Origin of the sequence: Devosia sp. Leaf420, from assembly GCF_001425445.1 — a bacterium.
Taxonomy (GTDB): domain Bacteria; phylum Pseudomonadota; class Alphaproteobacteria; order Rhizobiales; family Devosiaceae; genus Devosia.
Window position 1 is genome coordinate 398,739 of record NZ_LMQU01000011.1, and the last position, 16,539, is coordinate 415,277.

15 protein-coding genes are annotated in these 16,539 nt (G+C 61.2%); 9 read left to right on the forward strand and 6 right to left on the reverse strand.

The features are described from left to right. Positions 1-7: 7 nt before the first annotated feature. The 6 genes from ASG47_RS12830 to ASG47_RS12855 form a co-directional block, all read right to left on the reverse strand. A complete protein-coding gene (locus tag ASG47_RS12830) occupies positions 8-223 on the reverse strand; it encodes a cold-shock protein (protein ID WP_061909589.1) in 216 nt (71 codons plus the stop codon). 236 nt (positions 224-459) lie between these two features. Continuing rightward, positions 460-735, reverse strand: a complete 276-nt coding sequence (locus ASG47_RS20985; protein WP_061909591.1) for a hypothetical protein — start codon at positions 733-735, stop codon at positions 460-462. 305 nt (positions 736-1,040) lie between these two features. Further along, positions 1,041-2,102 (reverse strand): ABC transporter ATP-binding protein, encoded by a 1,062-nt coding sequence (locus ASG47_RS12840; protein WP_061909593.1) that lies wholly within the window; start codon positions 2,100-2,102, stop codon positions 1,041-1,043. 9 nt (positions 2,103-2,111) lie between these two features. Further along, positions 2,112-2,990 (reverse strand): carbohydrate ABC transporter permease, encoded by an 879-nt coding sequence (locus ASG47_RS12845; RefSeq protein WP_061909595.1) that lies wholly within the window; start codon positions 2,988-2,990, stop codon positions 2,112-2,114. Next, complete coding sequence (locus ASG47_RS12850) at positions 2,983-3,918, reverse strand: carbohydrate ABC transporter permease (RefSeq protein ID WP_061909597.1); 936 nt, start codon at positions 3,916-3,918, stop codon at positions 2,983-2,985. Before ASG47_RS12850 ends, ASG47_RS12845 begins: the two co-directional genes overlap by 8 nt. A 61-nt stretch (positions 3,919-3,979) precedes the next feature. Next, positions 3,980-5,272: an extracellular solute-binding protein gene (locus ASG47_RS12855; protein WP_156464091.1), complete on the reverse strand. Its 1,293-nt coding sequence runs from the start codon at positions 5,270-5,272 to the stop codon at positions 3,980-3,982. Positions 5,273-5,482: 210 nt separating this feature from the next. On the opposite strand from ASG47_RS12855, the gene ASG47_RS12860 reads away from it, so the two are divergent. The 9 genes from ASG47_RS12860 to ASG47_RS12900 all read left to right on the forward strand — a co-directional run bounded on the left by ASG47_RS12860 (position 5,483) and on the right by ASG47_RS12900 (position 16,531). Then, complete coding sequence (locus tag ASG47_RS12860; RefSeq protein WP_061909600.1) at positions 5,483-6,718, forward strand: ROK family transcriptional regulator; 1,236 nt, start codon at positions 5,483-5,485, stop codon at positions 6,716-6,718. A 102-nt stretch (positions 6,719-6,820) separates the two neighbouring features. Further along, positions 6,821-7,462, forward strand: coding sequence for a ThuA domain-containing protein (locus tag ASG47_RS12865; protein WP_061909601.1), 642 nt, complete (start codon positions 6,821-6,823; stop codon positions 7,460-7,462). Positions 7,463-7,575: 113 nt separating this feature from the next. Then, complete coding sequence (locus ASG47_RS12870) at positions 7,576-8,355, forward strand: metallophosphoesterase (protein WP_061909602.1); 780 nt, start codon at positions 7,576-7,578, stop codon at positions 8,353-8,355. 115 nt (positions 8,356-8,470) lie between these two features. Beyond that, complete coding sequence (locus ASG47_RS12875; RefSeq protein ID WP_244487092.1) at positions 8,471-9,493, forward strand: ABC transporter ATP-binding protein; 1,023 nt, start codon at positions 8,471-8,473, stop codon at positions 9,491-9,493. A 153-nt stretch (positions 9,494-9,646) separates the two neighbouring features. Further along, the gene (locus tag ASG47_RS12880) at positions 9,647-10,675 is read left to right on the forward strand and encodes an extracellular solute-binding protein (RefSeq protein ID WP_061909603.1); all 1,029 of its coding nucleotides are present in this window, start codon (positions 9,647-9,649) and stop codon (positions 10,673-10,675) included. 37 nt (positions 10,676-10,712) lie between these two features. Beyond that, positions 10,713-12,380, forward strand: a complete 1,668-nt coding sequence (locus ASG47_RS12885) for an ABC transporter permease (protein ID WP_082511732.1) — start codon at positions 10,713-10,715, stop codon at positions 12,378-12,380. A gap of 214 nt (positions 12,381-12,594) precedes the next feature. Further along, positions 12,595-13,626: a LacI family DNA-binding transcriptional regulator gene (locus ASG47_RS12890; RefSeq protein ID WP_061909604.1), complete on the forward strand. Its 1,032-nt coding sequence runs from the start codon at positions 12,595-12,597 to the stop codon at positions 13,624-13,626. Further along, on the forward strand, positions 13,623-15,236 hold the full coding sequence (locus ASG47_RS12895) for an FAD-dependent oxidoreductase (protein ID WP_061909605.1): 1,614 nt from the start codon (positions 13,623-13,625) through the stop codon (positions 15,234-15,236). The genes ASG47_RS12890 and ASG47_RS12895 overlap by 4 nt, the downstream gene beginning before the upstream one ends. A 23-nt stretch (positions 15,237-15,259) precedes the next feature. Continuing rightward, a complete protein-coding gene (locus tag ASG47_RS12900; protein WP_061909606.1) occupies positions 15,260-16,531 on the forward strand; it encodes an ABC transporter substrate-binding protein in 1,272 nt (423 codons plus the stop codon). Positions 16,532-16,539: the final 8 nt, after the last annotated feature.

The window sequence follows — 16,539 nt, forward strand, 5'->3', positions numbered from 1 at the left end:
GCTGAACTTACTTCTGAAGGATCAGATTGATCGCGGATTCGCGGCCATCGCGACCGGTCTCTACTTCGTAAGAAAGCTTGTCGTTCTCATAAAGTCCGTCAACGCCAGAATTCTGGACAGCCGACACATGGACGAAGTGGTCCTTGCCGCCATTGTCAGGGGTGATGAAACCAAAACCCTTGGTTGCGTTGAAGAATTTTACAGTACCGTTCATGGTTGCCATTTTAATATTCCTTGAGCTCGGAGCCGAAGCAAAGCGAGCGTTGCCCTCTGCAACATGCAAGAGGGGGCATAGACGTTCGCAAAGTGGATCACTGAGCCATTAACCGGATAAGGACCGGCAGGAGGCAGCCGACTTGGGCTGAAAACGCGTATCATGGTGTTTCGCACCCAATAGCGGCATTGGCAAGGCGAACGCGCCAAAAGCTCCTGCTAAAGCTCAAGGCCGTCGCGTTGACCTCATCCTGATATGGGTTCGCCTTTGTGCTTATCGTTTTGAACGACCGAACGGCGAAGCGGATATTCGTCCGAGAAGTAAAGGCCGCGAATAGCCTCGGCGCCGTAGCGAATTTCGTTTGCTTCGATAATGGAGCTTGATTGAAGGCCGACGGGCAATTCCTCAATCGTGAACTGAATTGCCTCGACCAACGAGGGAAACCGCTGATATCGCGCCACCCGAGGCGAGGTATGATGTCGTCCAGGATAGAGTTCAGCCGGCGCATTGAAATTAGTCATCGCTAGTCCTTTCGAGAACGCGACATCGAGCGCCGCGTGGGCGCAACGTTCACAATCTGAGGAAAGCGGCTGGGACCGGGAGCCAAAGGCATATGAAGCGCCACAACTCATATGGGGCACAATAGCCACTTTTGTGAGGCAGGAAACGAAGAGAGGCCCGCCACGTCTCCCGAAAGCTCGGCGACCTCGGCGCAAAATGCGCTTGGCAGTGTAGATACTGCCCAGTTTTCCGACGTCGCCTACAAATGGAGCGGTGAGAGCCATCATTGGCTGGCGGCCTTGCACACGACATGTCGTGTGCTCAGCTAATTGAGGCTGACCCTTTCGCCAGTGCGGCCATCGAAAATATAGGTCTGGCGGGGATTGGCCATGATGTTCACGCTGTCGCCGGGCGTGACCACTTCTTCGCCATTGACGGTAACGACGACCGGCAGGCCGGAAACATCGACCGTCACGAACGTCTGGCCGCCGGTCGGTTCGACGAAGCTCACTTGGCCGGCAATGCCGTACGCACCGAGCTGGAGATGTTCGGGGCGGATGCCGACGCTGACCTTTTGGCCATCCGCGACCTTGGGGCCGGGCTCGAACGTGAAGACCTCGCCGCCGGCGGTGCGGGCGGTGTTGCCGGTTACGGTTGCTTCAAAGAAGTTCATGGCCGGTGAGCCGATAAAGCCGGCAACGAAGAGATTGGCCGGCTGGCGATAGAGCTCCATCGGGGAGCCCTCCTGCTGGATGACCCCGCGATTGAGCACCACGACCCGATCGGCAAGGGTCATCGCCTCGACCTGGTCATGCGTCACATAGACCGAAGTGACGCCCACTTTTTTATGCAGCGCCTTGATCTCGGATCGCATCTGGACGCGCAGCTTGGCATCGAGATTGGAAAGCGGTTCGTCAAAAAGGAAAACCGAAGGGTCACGCACGACGGCACGGCCCATGGCGACACGCTGGCGCTGGCCACCTGAAAGCTGGCTGGGCTTGCGATCGAGCAGCGGTTCAAGTTCCAGCATCTGGGCTGCCTGCCGGACGCGGCTATCGATCTCGGCTTTGGGTTTCCCTGCCAGCTCGAGGTTGAAGGCCATATTCCGGTAGACGTTCATATGTGGGTAGAGCGCATAGGACTGAAACACCATAGCGATGTTGCGCTCGCGCGGCGTCAGGTCGTTGACCACCTCATTGCCGATAGCGACCTCACCGCTCGAAATGTCCTCAAGCCCAGCGATCATGCGCAGGATCGTCGACTTGCCACAGCCAGATGGGCCGACGAGAGCGACGAACTCGCCGTCTTCAATAGAGAGGTTGATGCCCTCGATTACCGAGACGGTTCCGTAGTTTTTTGCAACATTGCGGAGTTCCAAGCCGGCCATGAAAGCCTCCTACTTGACTGCGCCGGCAGTCAGCCCGGCAATGATGTGCTTCTGCGCCGCGAAGAAAACGATGACCGTGGGCAGGATGGTGAGGGTGATGAAGGCAAGGATCAGTTGCCAATCGGTGCTGAATTCGCCGCGATAGACCATGATCCCCAGCGGCCATGGATATTTGCTCTCGGAATTGAGCATGATGAGCGGCAGGATGTAGCTGTTCCAACTGCCCACGAAGGAGATGATCCCGACCGTCGCGATGATTGGGCGGCTGAGCGGCAGCGAGATGTGCCAGAAGAACCGAAGATAACCCGCGCCATCGACGAAGGCAGCGTCGAAGAGTTCAGTCGGCAGGCTCCGGAAATAATTGCGGAAGAGCAAGATGCTCATGCCGAGCCCGAAGGCCACCTGCGGCAGCACCACGCCCCAATAGGTATCGAGAAGGCCCAAATCCCGGATGCGGATAAAGAGCGGCAGGATGGCCGTCGCAGCCGGAAACATCAGCCCGATCAGGAAGTAATTGAGCAGGAACTGCGAGCCGAAGAATTTGACATGGGCGAAGGTGAACGCCGCCATGGCGGCAAAGGCCAGCGTCAGGAAGACCGTGAGCCCCGCGATGAGCAGAGAATTGCCCATTTGCAGCCAGTAACGCTGGGAAAACAGGATGTCGGCATAGTTCGAGACCATCCAGGTCGATGGCAGGCCGAAAGCATTGCCGCGGAGGTCGCCCAGCGTCTTGAAGCCGCCGAGTGCAGTCGTGACCAGGGGAATAACCACAACCGCGGCAAAAATGATGAGGCAGGTATAAAGGTAAGCCTTGGTGCCGAAGCGGAGGCTGCGCCCCGGTGTCTGGGCCTTGGCGGCGTCGATGGGATTGGTGGCGGTGTCAGTCATTTTTCATGAAGATCCGCTTGTAGGAGAAAGCGAGGGTGACGCAGATGACGAACAGCACGACGCCCACGGCCGAACCGAAGCCGACCTGCATGCGCATGACCCCGAAACTGTAAAGGAAGGTCACGAGCGTCTGCGTGGAGTTCGAGGGACCACCGCCGGTGAGCGGCATGATCATGTCAAAGAGCTGCAGCGATCCGATCACGGCAAAGAAGACCGAGAGGCGTACCGTCGAGCCCAGCAATGGCAGGGTGACCTGGCGGAACTTCTGCCATCCAGTCGCCCCATCGATATCGGCAGCCTCGAGCACGCTTTTGTCGATCGCCTGGAGCCCGGCGATAAACAGCATCATGTGAAAACCGAAGTATTTCCAGACTATGACGCCAAGCACGGCCGAGAAGGCAGCGTTCTTGTCGGCAAGCCAGAAGGGCGCGTTAAGGCCCATCATATGGTAGATATTGGCGACGAGCCCGAATTCGCCATCGTAGACGAAGCGCCAGATCATGCCCGCAGCAACGTCGGCCAGCACATAGGGCAAGAAGAAGATCAGCCGGAAAAAGGTCGCGCCCTTGATATGCTTGGTGACCATGGTCGCAAGCCAGAGCGCGAGCGGCACCTGGATGCAGATCGAAACGAGGATGATGAGCCCGTTATTGACGAGAGCGTTGCGGAAGGCGCCCTGACGGAAGATCAGCTCATAATTTTTCCAGCCGATCCACTGCGTCGGCAGGCCATATCCGTTCCAGTTGTAGAACGAATACCAGGCCGCCTCGCCCATGGGCAGAATGACAAAGACGGTGAACAGCAGCAGCGCTGGCGGCAGGAAGAGCACCAGAACCGGCCATTTGCCGCGGATGCGGGCACGTCGAACTTTTGGGCGGGCGAGCGCGGTTCCGGCGGACAAGCCGGGCGCTGCAACAGTCTCAGTCATCCATCTCACCTTTCAACGACCGAAGGGAGAAGCGGGCAACCGCAAGGCTGCCCGCTCGCGCTCACATCTCCATCGAGAAGGCGTCCTGCACCTGCTGCAGAGCATCTTCGGGCGTGACCTGGCCGGAGACCAGTTCGACGGACATGTCATTGACGACACGACCGACATTGGGGCCGAGATCCTGGTCGAGATAGTTCTGGTGCCAGGTGGCCTTGGCCATCTGCGCAGCACTATCGGCGAGGCTCGGATCCTTGACACTGGCATCCGAGCCAAGGGCCGTCGGCAGAATATTGTTCTTTTCAGCCAACAGCCCGGCGTTTTCGACCGTCATGTAATGGATGAAATCTTCGGTTTCCGGCGGGGCATTGGTGGTGACCACCCAGCCATTGAGACCACCGAAATCGTCGGTCACGACGCCGGCCCCGCCATCGACCAGCGGGAAGGCGAAGCGCCCGATGGCGTCTTCGGCAAGGCCCTTGCCGTCGGTTGCGGCATTGGCCTGGTTCTGCGGCGTCGCGGTGTTTTCAAAGCTGAGCACCATGGCAGCGCGGCCATCGGCGAACACGGCCTGCGTATCGGGCCAGGTCGCGCCGAGATAGCCTTCCTGGAATGGCTCCATGGCGCCAAGGTCCGCCAGCATCTGGCTCGCTTTTACAAAGCCTTCACCCTGGAAGCCCTCACCGGCCTTGGCCGCGTCGAACCCATCCTTGCCGAGCTCGCGCATGGCGAGATAGCTCCAGAAGAAGTGGATGGGCCACTTGTCTCCACCGCCACCGGCAATCGGGGTGATCCCGGCATCCTTGAGCTTTTGTACGGCCGCCGTAAAATCGGTCCAGGTCTTGATGCCATTGGCATCAACGCCCGCCTGCTCGAACAGCGCCTTGTTGTAGAAAAAGGACACAAGGCCCGACTGAACGGGGGCGGCCCAGACCTTGCCGTCGATGCTGAGGCCATCGACCGCTGCCGGGCTCACCGCATTGCGCCAGGCGCCATTATCGGCATCCATGGCCGCGGTGATGTCGCGGATGGCGCCGGTTTCGGTCTGCGCTTTCAACACGCCACCGCCCCAGGTGTAGAACATGGATGGCGCATCGTTCGATTGCAGCAGCGTCGGTAGCTTGGCTTTGAAAGCCTCGTTTTCAAGGAACTGGAATTCGATTTTGACATCGGGATGTTCCGCCTCGTAATTAGCGGCGATTTCCTGCCAGGTGGCAAGACGATCCGGATTGGATTCAAGGTGCAGCCATTTGATGGTGGACTGCGCTGCCGCATCGGATACAGTCGAGGCCAGCGCAACGGCGCTGAGGGCAAGCACGAGCGATCGCCTGGACAGGCGTCCGAAAACCAGATTCATGATGTTCCTCCCGTCGGACATTTTGTCCGTTATGCGGAATTAATAGGCTCGCCGATTCACCGATTGTCAATACCTTCAGACCGCCATTGCCCTAAGCGCCGGGAGACAGGAGGTTTGGCACTTGCTAATCGACGATTTTGGCTGCTAGAGTTTTTTGAATTAATACGCATCGCTGATTAAAGCGAGCGCCGGGAGGCTGAAGACGGGATCATGAAGACTGCCGATCCTGAACTCATGCGAGCGATCAACCGCTTCCATGTGCTCGATACCATCCGCCGCTATGGCGCCATTTCTCGCGTCGAAATTGGCGAGCGGATCCAGCTTTCGCCCACCACCGTCTCGGCAATCACCGGTTCGTTGATCGAAGATGGGCTGATCCTCGCCCAACATGAGGGTGACCTGCGCGGTGGCAATCGAGGCCGGCCCCGGGTGATGCTCGCGCTCAATCCCAAGGCGGCGCGTGTCGTTGGCGCCAAGATCGCCGCCAATCGCCTTGCCTTCGTCGTCACCGATTTTCAGGGCGATATCCTCGCCGAACTGATCCTGCCCCTGCGGGTCGATCGGCTGCCGCTATCGGTCATCGCCGATCTTGTCGAGGATGGCGTGCGACGCTGCGTGCTCGATGCCGGCATCGCCATGGAAGACATAAAATCCGTCGCCGTTTCCCTGCCCGGCATCATCGAGCATGGCTCGGGACTTGTCCGCGCCAGCAGTATTTTCCGCGATGCCGATGTGCCGCTCAAGGAGGCCCTGGTGGAGCGGCTCGGCATCGACGTTATCGTCGAGAGCGATGCGAATGCCATCACCATGGGCGAGCACTGGTTCGGCCAGGCGCGCGATTGCGACGACTTTGTCCTCGTCGCCATCGAGGACAATCTCACTCTCGGCGTGATGCATGGCGGCCAGATCTTCCGCGGCGCACGAGAACTCAGTCTGACGCTGGGCGACATGGTCATGGGGGCCGATCCCGACCACGCGGTAAAACTGGCCGATGTCGCGAGCGAAAAAGCGATCATCAATGGCGAAGTCAGCGATCCACGGATGCGCGACGCCATTCGCCTCGGTAGCGGCATGAGCCAGGTCCGCGGCATGATCGAAGCCGGCGACAACAAGCTGCGGGTTGCCGCGAACAAGGCCGGCGCGGCCCTTGGGATTGCCATCGCCAATCTCGTCGCGCTCTTTGCGCCACCGCGCGTCATTCTGGTCGGCTCGACACTAACGCTCGGGCCGCATCTCCTCGATGCGCTCCACAGCAGTTTTGCCAAGGCCATTCCCCAATCGCTGCGGGAGGTGGCGGAAATCGTCATCGAAAACGCCGACGACCGCCTCTGGGCTCGCGGCGCCGCCGCGGTGGCACTTGGCGAACTCTACGGCTCGCCCTGGGGGACCACGGGCCCGGCGAGAACCTTCAATGCCGATGCGCTCGAAAGCGGCAAAAGCCCGTGAGCAATTCGCGATCCATCACCAGGTCGGTCAACCGGCTAACTTAGCCGGTGGCGCCCGATTGCGGCGGCGTCTCGGCTCACCAAAGCAAGAGGAGGAAAGACTATGCGGGAAGCTCTCATCGTTTGGGGTGGCTGGAGTGGACATGAGCCGGAGCAGTGTGCCGACATTATTCGCGGCATGCTCGAGGAAGACGGCTTCAAGGTCTATGTCGAGAACACGACCGAGGCCTTCGCCGATCCTTCGGTAAAAGATCTCAGCCTCATCGTGCCGATTTTCACCATGAGCAAAATCGAGAAGGAAGAGCTCAGCATGCTCACCGAGGCCGTGCGCGGCGGCGGGGGCCTTGCCGGATATCACGGCGGCATGGGCGATGCTTTTCGCGATGCGGTCGACTATCAGTTCATGGTTGGCGGCCAGTGGGTCGCACACCCGGGGAACATCATCGACTATCGCGTCGACATCACCCGGCCCGACGATCCGGTGATGGAAGGCATCGAAAGCTTTCCCTATCGCTCCGAGCAATACTACATGCATGTCGACCCCTCGAACGAGGTGTTGGCGACGACCACTTTCAACGGCGATCATGCCTATTGGATCGACGGGATCACCATGCCGGTGGTCTGGAAACGCAAATATGGCGAAGGCCGCGTGTTCTATTCTTCGCTCGGCCATGTCGCTTCAGAATTCGAAGTGCCGCAAATGCGCACGATCCTCCGCCGCGGCATGAACTGGGCCGCCCGATAGGCAGGTTAAAACGGGGCGCCCCAATGGGGCCGCCCCGTGTAGATTGGCGGCTCTGTCCTCTCGCTGACATCAAACTACGTCAGACTGCCAAAAACCTAGCGGACCGCTCAGCCATGACCCTCAAATTCATCGTCCTCAGCGACCTCCACGTCATGCCCGAGGGCGAGCTGTCGATGACGCTCGACACCGGCGCCAGGCTTGAGCAAGCCGTCCAAACCATCGCCACCCGCTACCACAATGTCGACTTCTGCGTCCTTGCCGGGGACCTCACAGATCTCGGTCAACCCGCCGCCTATGAACGCCTCAAGTCACTGATCGATCGTATAGATATCCCGGTCCACCTGACCCTCGGCAATCATGACGATCGCGAGACTTTCCTCTCGGTCTTCGGCGAGGAATATGTCGCCGAAACCGGCAAGATTGACAAAGCCTTCGACGCCAAAGGCTACCGGATCATTCTCCTCGATTCCTCCGAGCCCGGCCGCGTCGACGGCATTCTCACCGACGCCCAGAGCGCCTGGCTAAAGGCCCGACTTGCCGAGGCATTGGACCGCCCGGTCATCGTGATGCTCCATCACAATGCCAATGCGCTCCACATCAATTCCGATGATATCCGCATCCGCAACGCCGAGCCGTTCATCGCCGCACTCAAGACCCATCCCGATATTCGCCAAGTCATTGCCGGCCATGTCCACCTGACCTCGACTGCCCTCTGGCGCGGCATCCCCTTCACCACCCTTGCCGGCGGCCACTATTACTGCACGGTGGACCAGGACCACGTTCCCATGCGCCGCCTTGCCGGCCCGGCGCAAATGGCCTTCGTCATCGGCGAAGAGGACCAGACCACAGTGCATTTCGATAGCTATATCGACGGCAATCCCGAAATCGCCTAAGCGAGACCGCTTCTGATAGGCCTTCGCGGGCGCGGGTCTAGCGAGCTGATCATGGGGCACACTTGACAAGGCTCCCCGCGCCCGTCAGGTGCTGATGATGATCTCGGGAAAGCCAATGCTCGCCCTCAAGGGTGTTACGCGCCACTTCAATGATGTGGCGGCGCTGCAGGACGTCACGCTGGAACTGGGCGCCGGCCAGGTTCTCTGCCTTGTCGGGCATTCCGGCTGCGGAAAATCGACGCTTCTGCGAGCCATTGCGGGCATTGAAACGCTTGATGGTGGCACCATCGCCATCGAGGGCACCCCGGTTTCCGGCGATGGCATCTTTGTCGAGCCGGAGGATCGCCGGATCGGCTTCATGTTCCAGGATTATGCGCTGTTCCCTCATCTCAGCGTGCGAGAAAACGTCGCATTTGGCCTCAAGAAACTTGCCCGTTCCGACCGCGCTAACCGGGTCAGCGACATCCTCTCCCGGATCGGTATCGAGGCTTTGGCCGACCGTTATCCGCATATGCTGTCCGGTGGCGAACAGCAGCGCGTGGCGCTTGCCCGCGCCCTCGCGCCGCAGCCGCGCCTCTTATTGATGGACGAGCCCTTCTCCAATCTCGACCGCGGCCTGCGGGATCGCGTGCGGCACGAAACCCTCTCGATCGTGCGGGACCTCGGCATGACAGCCGTGGTCGTGACCCACGATCCCGAAGAAGCCCTGGCCATCGGGGATACGGTTGCCCTCATGCAAAAAGGCCGCGTGGTGGAAGCCGGCACCGGCGAACGCATTTACGACGCCCCCTGGACGGCTTATGCCGCGCGGTTCTTTTCCCGCATGAACGTCATTCCCGCAAAAATCGAAGCCAATATGCTCGATACGCCGCTGGGACGCTTTCATGCGCCGGCCCTCGACGGCGAGCCGCATGTTCTCTTGCGGCCCCAATCCATCATCCTGACGGAAAGCGGAATTCCCGGTGTCGTGGTCGATCGCTCCATTCTCGGCGAGATCGAGGAATTGCGCATCGCCGTGGCTGGTGTCGACGATCCCCTCATCATGCGCGGCACATCACGGCACGATGTCCATCCTGGCGATGCGGTTGAGATCGCCGTGAAAGCGGACGAGGTCATGATCTTCCCGCAGGATGCCTAAAAGCCCCGATTGTGATGGAAAGTCAGTACCTTAGATTGATTCTAAGTTGACCCTAAATAACTTGACTTAGACAGTCCGCTATGGCTTTAGCCTCCCTAGGAGAGGAAATGCGGAAGGGCCGCGCGACCTGCTCATCAATTTGGGAGATCGTCCATGAATACCCTTTTCAAGCTCGTTGGCGTCACGAGCATGCTGGCTCTTGGTGCAGCCGTTCCTGCGCTCGCCCAGGAAGTGAACATCTACACGACCCGCGAGCCCGGCCTGATCCAGCCCATCCTCGATGCCTTCACCGCCGAGACCGGCGTCAAGGTCAACACCGTGTTCCTTGAAAGCGGCCTGATCGAGCGCGTCCAGGCCGAAGGCGAAAGCTCGCCGGCCGACCTTCTGATGACGGTCGATTTTGGCGCGCTGATTGATCTCGTCAATGCCGGCGTCACCCAGCCGGTCGATTCCGAAGCGCTTGAGAGCGCGATCCCCGCATCCCTCCGCGATGCCGATGGCAACTGGTTCGCACTGTCAGGCCGCGCCCGCGTCGTTTACGTCGCCAAGGATCTCGATCTCGACAGCATCACCTATGAACAGCTCGCCGACGAACAGTTCCGCGGCAAGCTCTGCATCCGCTCGGGCCAGCACCCTTACAACACCGCGCTGTTCGCCGCCTATATGGCCAAGCACGGCGAAGAAGCCACCAAAACCTGGCTCGAAGGCCTCAAGGCCAACCAGGCCCGCGCCGCAGCCGGTGGCGACCGTGACGGCGCCCGCGACATCGCCGCCGGCATCTGCGACATCGCCGTCGCCAACTCCTACTATTACGGCCTGATGGCGAGCGGCGCCGGTGGCGACGAGCAGAAGGCGTGGGCCGAAGAGGTCAAGGTGATCCTGCCGACCTTTGAAGGTGGCGGCACGCTGGTCAACGTCTCCGGCGCGGCTGTAGCGGCCCATGCCCCCAACCGCGACGAGGCCGTGCAACTGCTCGAATATCTCGCATCCGACGAGGCGCAGAAGCTCTATGCCGAAGCCAATTTCGAATATCCGGTTTCGACCACCGCGGAAGTGCAGCCGATCATCGCAGCTTTTGGCACGCTCAACCCCGACAGCCAGTCGCTGACCGAAATCCTGCCGTTCCGCGCACGCGCCAGCGAGCTGGTGGACGAAGTGAACTTCGACACGTTCGGCAACTGATCGGAGACAGGCGGCGGCCACGGCCGCCGCACTTTTTATGGCCGATCTCACCATGACGCGCCCAAGGCGCCGCCATTTCGGTATCAACGTTTGGGCCGCCGGGGCATTTGCCGCGGCGGCTCTCGCGCTTGTGCCGATCGTGACGATCGCGCTGACGGCCATGGCCGATACCGGCGGGCTATGGGGCCATATCGTCCAGTTTGTACTGCCGCAGGCGACCTGGAACACGCTGGTGCTGCTTGCTGGTTCCGGTCTCATCGCGACCATCGTTGGCACCGGCGCAGCATGGTTGGTCACCGCCTATGATTTCCGCGGGCGCTGGTTCCTCGAATGGGGCCTACTGCTGCCGCTGGCCGTGCCCACCTACATCATGGCCTATGCCTATCTCGACATCCTCAACCCGCTCGGCCCGGTGCAAGGCGTGCTGCGATGGGTGCTGGGCTATTCGAGCCCACGCCAGTTTCGCCTGCCCGACATTCGCGCCATGTGGGGCGCCATCCTGGTCTTTGGTTTCGTTCTTTATCCATACGTTTATCTGACCGCCCGGGCGATGTTCCTGACCCAGGCCGCCAATGTCATCGAAGTGGCGCGCACGCTAGGCGTGCCGCGCTCCGCCATCTTCTGGCGCGTCGCCCTGCCTCTCGCGCGACCTGCCGTCGCCGTCGGCGTTTCGCTGGCGCTGATGGAAGTGCTCAACGATGTCGGCGCCTCGCAATTTCTTGGCGTGCGGACGCTGACCGCCACCGTCTACACGACCTGGATCGTTCGAACCGACTTGGCCGGCGCCGCACAGATCGCCATCAGCATGCTCGCCATTGTCCTCGCGATGCTGGTCCTCGAGCGCTGGGCCCGCCGCAAGCAGCGCTTTGCCTCGGCCGCGCAAAACGCCCGGCAGATGCAACGCCAGCGGCTCCGGGGGCTAACCGCACTATTCGCCTTCCTTTTCGGAGCCCTTCCGATTGCCATCGGCTTTGCCGGCCCCGCGCTTTATCTCATCGTTGCCGCGATCCGTCGCATCGAATTTGCCGGTTTCTCCAACGCTCTTCTCCGCGCCACCATCAACACCGTCAGCGTGTCGGCCATGGCCACCGTGGTCATCGTCCTCATCGGCTTTGCCCTCGCCTATGCGGCGCGACTGCATCGATCGGCATGGACCGAGGGCGCCATGCGCATAGCCTCACTGGGCTATGCCGTGCCGGGCACGGTGCTGGCCCTTGGCATCCTCGTTCCCGTTGCCGCCTTTGACAGGACACTGGGCAATCTTTGGCACGCCTGGACCGGCCTGCCCGGCACGCTCTTGCTGCTCGGCTCTGGGGCAGCCCTCATCTATGCCTATTCAACACGCTTCCTTGCCATCTCCGTGGGCGGCATTGACGCGGGACTAAGCCGCATTCCGCCCGCCTATGACTACGCCGCGCGCACCCTCGGCCGCTCGGCAAGTGGCACCCTCTTCGCAGTCCACCTGCCCCTGTCGCGCTCGGCACTGACTGCCGCGGGCCTCTTGGTCTTTGTCGATTGCATGAAAGAACTGCCCGCAACGCTGCTCCTGCGCCCCCTCAACTTCGAGAGCCTTGCCACCCTCCTTTACGGCGAGGCGGCCCGCGGCACCTACGAAGACGCCGCCCTCGCCGCCCTCATCATCGTCGCCATCGGCATTCTACCAGTCGTGCTGCTGGCAAGAACATCATCGCAACCAGCTGCGTAAGTCTTTGGGACTTGAGGCGTTGAGTGCAGATTTTGCCCTGACTTAAGCACTCCAACTGATGGGAGGACGACACGCTGGGAGCGATATCCCAGGTGGCGCTTTCCATCGTCCATCTTGCCGCTCTTCGCACGAATTTAATCCATCTTGCGCACCGCTCCACAACACGCTAATACGTATCAGCGCTAATACGCATTAGCAGATTTTGGAGGATGGCTTGGCGACGCGGCGGCTGACACAAAAGGACATTGCGAGATTGGCCGGCGTCAGCCAGGCGACCGTGTCCTTTGTGCTCAATGGCTCGCCGGAAAACGCCAACCGTATCCCTGCAGAGACGCGGGACCGCGTGCAGAAAGTGATCCGGGACACCGGCTATGTCGCTGATCCCGTCGCACGCCGGATGGTCAAGGGTCTCAACCGCATTCTCGGCGTTTTCACTTATGAGCCTGCCTTCCCATCCGCCCAGGCAGACTTTTTCACGCCATTTCTCCTCGGCATTGAGGAAGCGGCACAGGAGCTGGGATATGACCTGCTGCTCTTGACCGGCGCAGGCGTCAAACGGCGTATTTTTGGCGACAATGTTCGCCTCAGGCTCGCAGATGGCTGCATCATTCTCGGACGGCAATTCGATCGCGATGAGCTGACCCGGCTGGTCGCTGGCGACTTCCCCTTCGTCGCCGTCGGCCGCCGAGACGATGCGGGCGGCCCCGTCCCCTATGTGGGTGGCGGCTATGTCGCGGGCACGGCAGCGCTCGTTCAGCGTGCCCGGGCCCTGGGCCACCATCGCATTGCCTATATCGGTCTCAATGAAGGCGCGGAATCGACGGTCGATCGCTGGATCGGCTTCGAGCCGGCGCTAAATGGTGCCGAACTCGTCCACACCCAATTTGCCGTGGCGCAACCGCCGGGCGAAACGCTCGATGCGCTGCTCGCGGCTGGCGCCACCTGCGTTTTCTTCACCGAATTGGCCGATGCCATCGCCGTCGATGCCGTCGCACGCCATCGCGGCATCAGCGTTCCCGGCGATCTCTCGATCGTCGTTCTCGGCAATCACATCCGCGCCGAAGAACACGGCCGCCGCTTTACGTCCTTCTCCATTCCCCGCGAGGCCATGGGCCGCGCCGCCACCGAAATGCTGGTGCGGCGCGTGGAGAATGACGCCCCGGTCGAGCAGGTGCTGCTCGATTGCGCCATCGTCGAGGGTGACACCCTCGGCCCTCTTTCTACCCAACACGTTCGGAACACATGACCAAAGAGCTTCACGCAGACATTCTCATCGTTGGTGGCGGGCTCGGTGGCGTTGCTGCAGCCCTTGGCGCCCTGCGCTCGGGCCGCACCGTCATCATGAGCGAGGAATTCGACTGGATAGGCGGCCAATTGACGAGCCAGGCCGTGCCGCCCGACGAGCATTCCTGGGTCGAGCAATTCGGCGTCACCCGCTCCTATCAGCAACTGCGCCGCGGCATCCGCCAGTATTATCGCGACAACTATCCGCTGACCGCGGAAAGCCGCGCCTGGGGCGATCTCAATCCCGGCGCCGGCTGGGTCAGCCGCTTGTGTGCCGAGCCCCGTGTCGGCCTTGCCGTGCTCGAAGCCATGCTCGCGCCATGGCGCGGCGGCGGCAAGCTGACGGTGCTGCAGCCCTATCGTCCGGTCGCTGCCGATGTCGATGGCGACACGGTCCGCTCGATCACTCTCCGCCATCGCGACACGGGCCGCGAGATCGTCTGCTCGGCGCCCTATGTGATCGACGCGACCGAACTCGGCGATCTCCTGCCCCTGACCGGCACCGAATATGCCAAGGGTTTCGAGGCCCAGTCCGATACCGGCGAACCCAGCGCGCCCGATCACGCGCAGCCCGACAATGTGCAAGCCGTGTCCGTCTGTTTTGCCATCGATCACGTCGACGGCGACCAGACCATCGACAAGCCGGAAAACTATGATTTCTGGCGCAAGTATCAGCCTGAATTCTGGGGCGGACCGCTCCTCGGCTTCAAGGCGCCGCATCCGCGCACGCTCGAAATCACCGAGCGTTCCTTCACGCCTAATCCCGATGATGATCCGCTCCTGGTCGATGCCGATCAGCGCCGCAATGCGGGCGACGGCAATCTCTGGACCTTCCGCCGCATCGCCGCCCGCCGCAATTTCCAGCCCGACGCCTATCAGTCCGACATCTGCCTCGTGAACTGGCCGATGATCGACTATATGGAATCGACCATCATCGACGTGTCCGAAGAGGAAAAGGCTCGGCACCTCAAGGCGGCCGCCGACCTCTCCTATTCCGTCTTTTATTGGCTGCAAACCGAAGCCCCGCGCCTCGATGGCGGCCAGGGCTTCCCAGGTCTGCGTCTCCGCGGCGACGTCACCGGCACCGATCATGGCCTTGCCATGGCGCCCTATATCCGCGAAAGCCGCCGCATCCTGCCTGTCACACGCATCGTCGAGCAGGATGTGTCGATGACCGTCCACGGCAATAATCTCTCCAAAAGCTATCGCGACAGCGTCGGCATCGGCATGTACCGCATCGATCTCCACCCCTCGACCGGTGGCGACAATTATGTCGACGTTGAATCCGCACCCTTTGAAATCCCGCTCGGCGCGCTCCTGCCGCGTCGCGTCAAGAACCTGCTGCCGGCAGGCAAGAACCTTGGCACCACGCACATCACCAATGGCTGCTATCGCCTGCACCCGGTCGAATGGAACGTGGGCGAGGTCGCCGGCATGCTCGCCGCGCACTGCCTCAACCATGGCCTGACCCCGCATCAGGTGCAGGCCGATGACGGCAAACTTCAAGATTTTCAGGCTCAGCTCTACCGCGCCGGCGTCGAAATCCGCTGGCCGGACGTGCGCGGCTACTGATCGGCTCATCAACGGAGGAAACGATGACCAGACTTGCAATGCTCAAAGCCACGGCGGCTTCAGCCGGCATTCTTCTGCCTCTAGCCTGGGGCGGCGTCGCCTGGGCCCAGGACGCAGTCAATCTGCGCATGACCATCTGGAGCGCCAACGAGGCGCATCTGGCGCTCTTCAACGAGATCGGCGAAGGTTTTAAGGCCACGCACCCGAATGTGTCGGTCACCTTCGAGCCGCTACCGTTCGAAAACTACACGACGACGCTGACCACCCAGATCGCCGGCGGGAACCCGCCCGATCTTGCCTGGATTTTCGAAACCAGCGCCGCCGACTTCGTCAATTCAGGAGCCCTCGCGCCTTTGACCGAAGCCTTTACCAAGACCGAAGGCTACAACCTCGACGACGTCACCGAAGCCGCAACGGCGCTCTGGACCCGCGATAGCCAGCTTTACGCCTATCCGTTCTCGACCTCGCCCTTCGCCGTTTTCGTCAACAATGATCTGGTGACCGCAGCCGGCGCCAAGACCCCGGCCGAACTTATCGCCTCGGGCGAATGGACCTGGGAAAACGCGCTCGCGACCGCCAAGGCCGTGGCTGACAGCGGCAAGGACGGCCTCGTCATCCGCGATTTCAATTACCAGACCTGGCAGAACCTGACCGCCTTCTGGCGCGGTTGGGGCGCCAATGCCTGGAGCGAAGACGGCAAGACCTGCGGCTTTACTGAACAGCCCATGGTCGACGCCATGACCCGCCTTCATCAGGCGATCTTCGTTGATGGCGCCCTCCCCGGCCCCGGCGAAAATGTCGACTTCTTTGCCGGCGACGCCGCCATGACCATCACCCAGATTTCGCGCGCTTCGCTCCTCCCCAAGGACGATCCATTCGATTGGGATCTGGTGCCGCTTCCAGAAGGTCCGGCCGGCGCCTATTCGGTCATCGGCCAGGCCGCCGTCGCCGCCTTCGCCAATCGTCCGAACACCGATGTTGCCGTCGAATTCCTCGGTTACATGACCAATCCGGAAAACAGCGAAAAGCTGGCCCAGTTCTTCCCGCCGGCCCGCGCCAACCTCCTCAACGCTGAAACCCTCGGCAAGACCAATCCGCTGCTTACTCCTGAGCAGATCGAAAACGTCGTCATTGCCGGTATCTCGAACGGCAAGGTGATCGCTGGTCACACCAACTTCGCCCAGATCCAGCAAACCATCCGCGCTTCGCTCGATGGCCTCTGGGTGGCCGATGCCGATGTTCCCGCCGTGCTCGCCAGCGTCTGCCAGGGCGTCAGCCCGCTCCTAGCCCGCTGATTCCATCC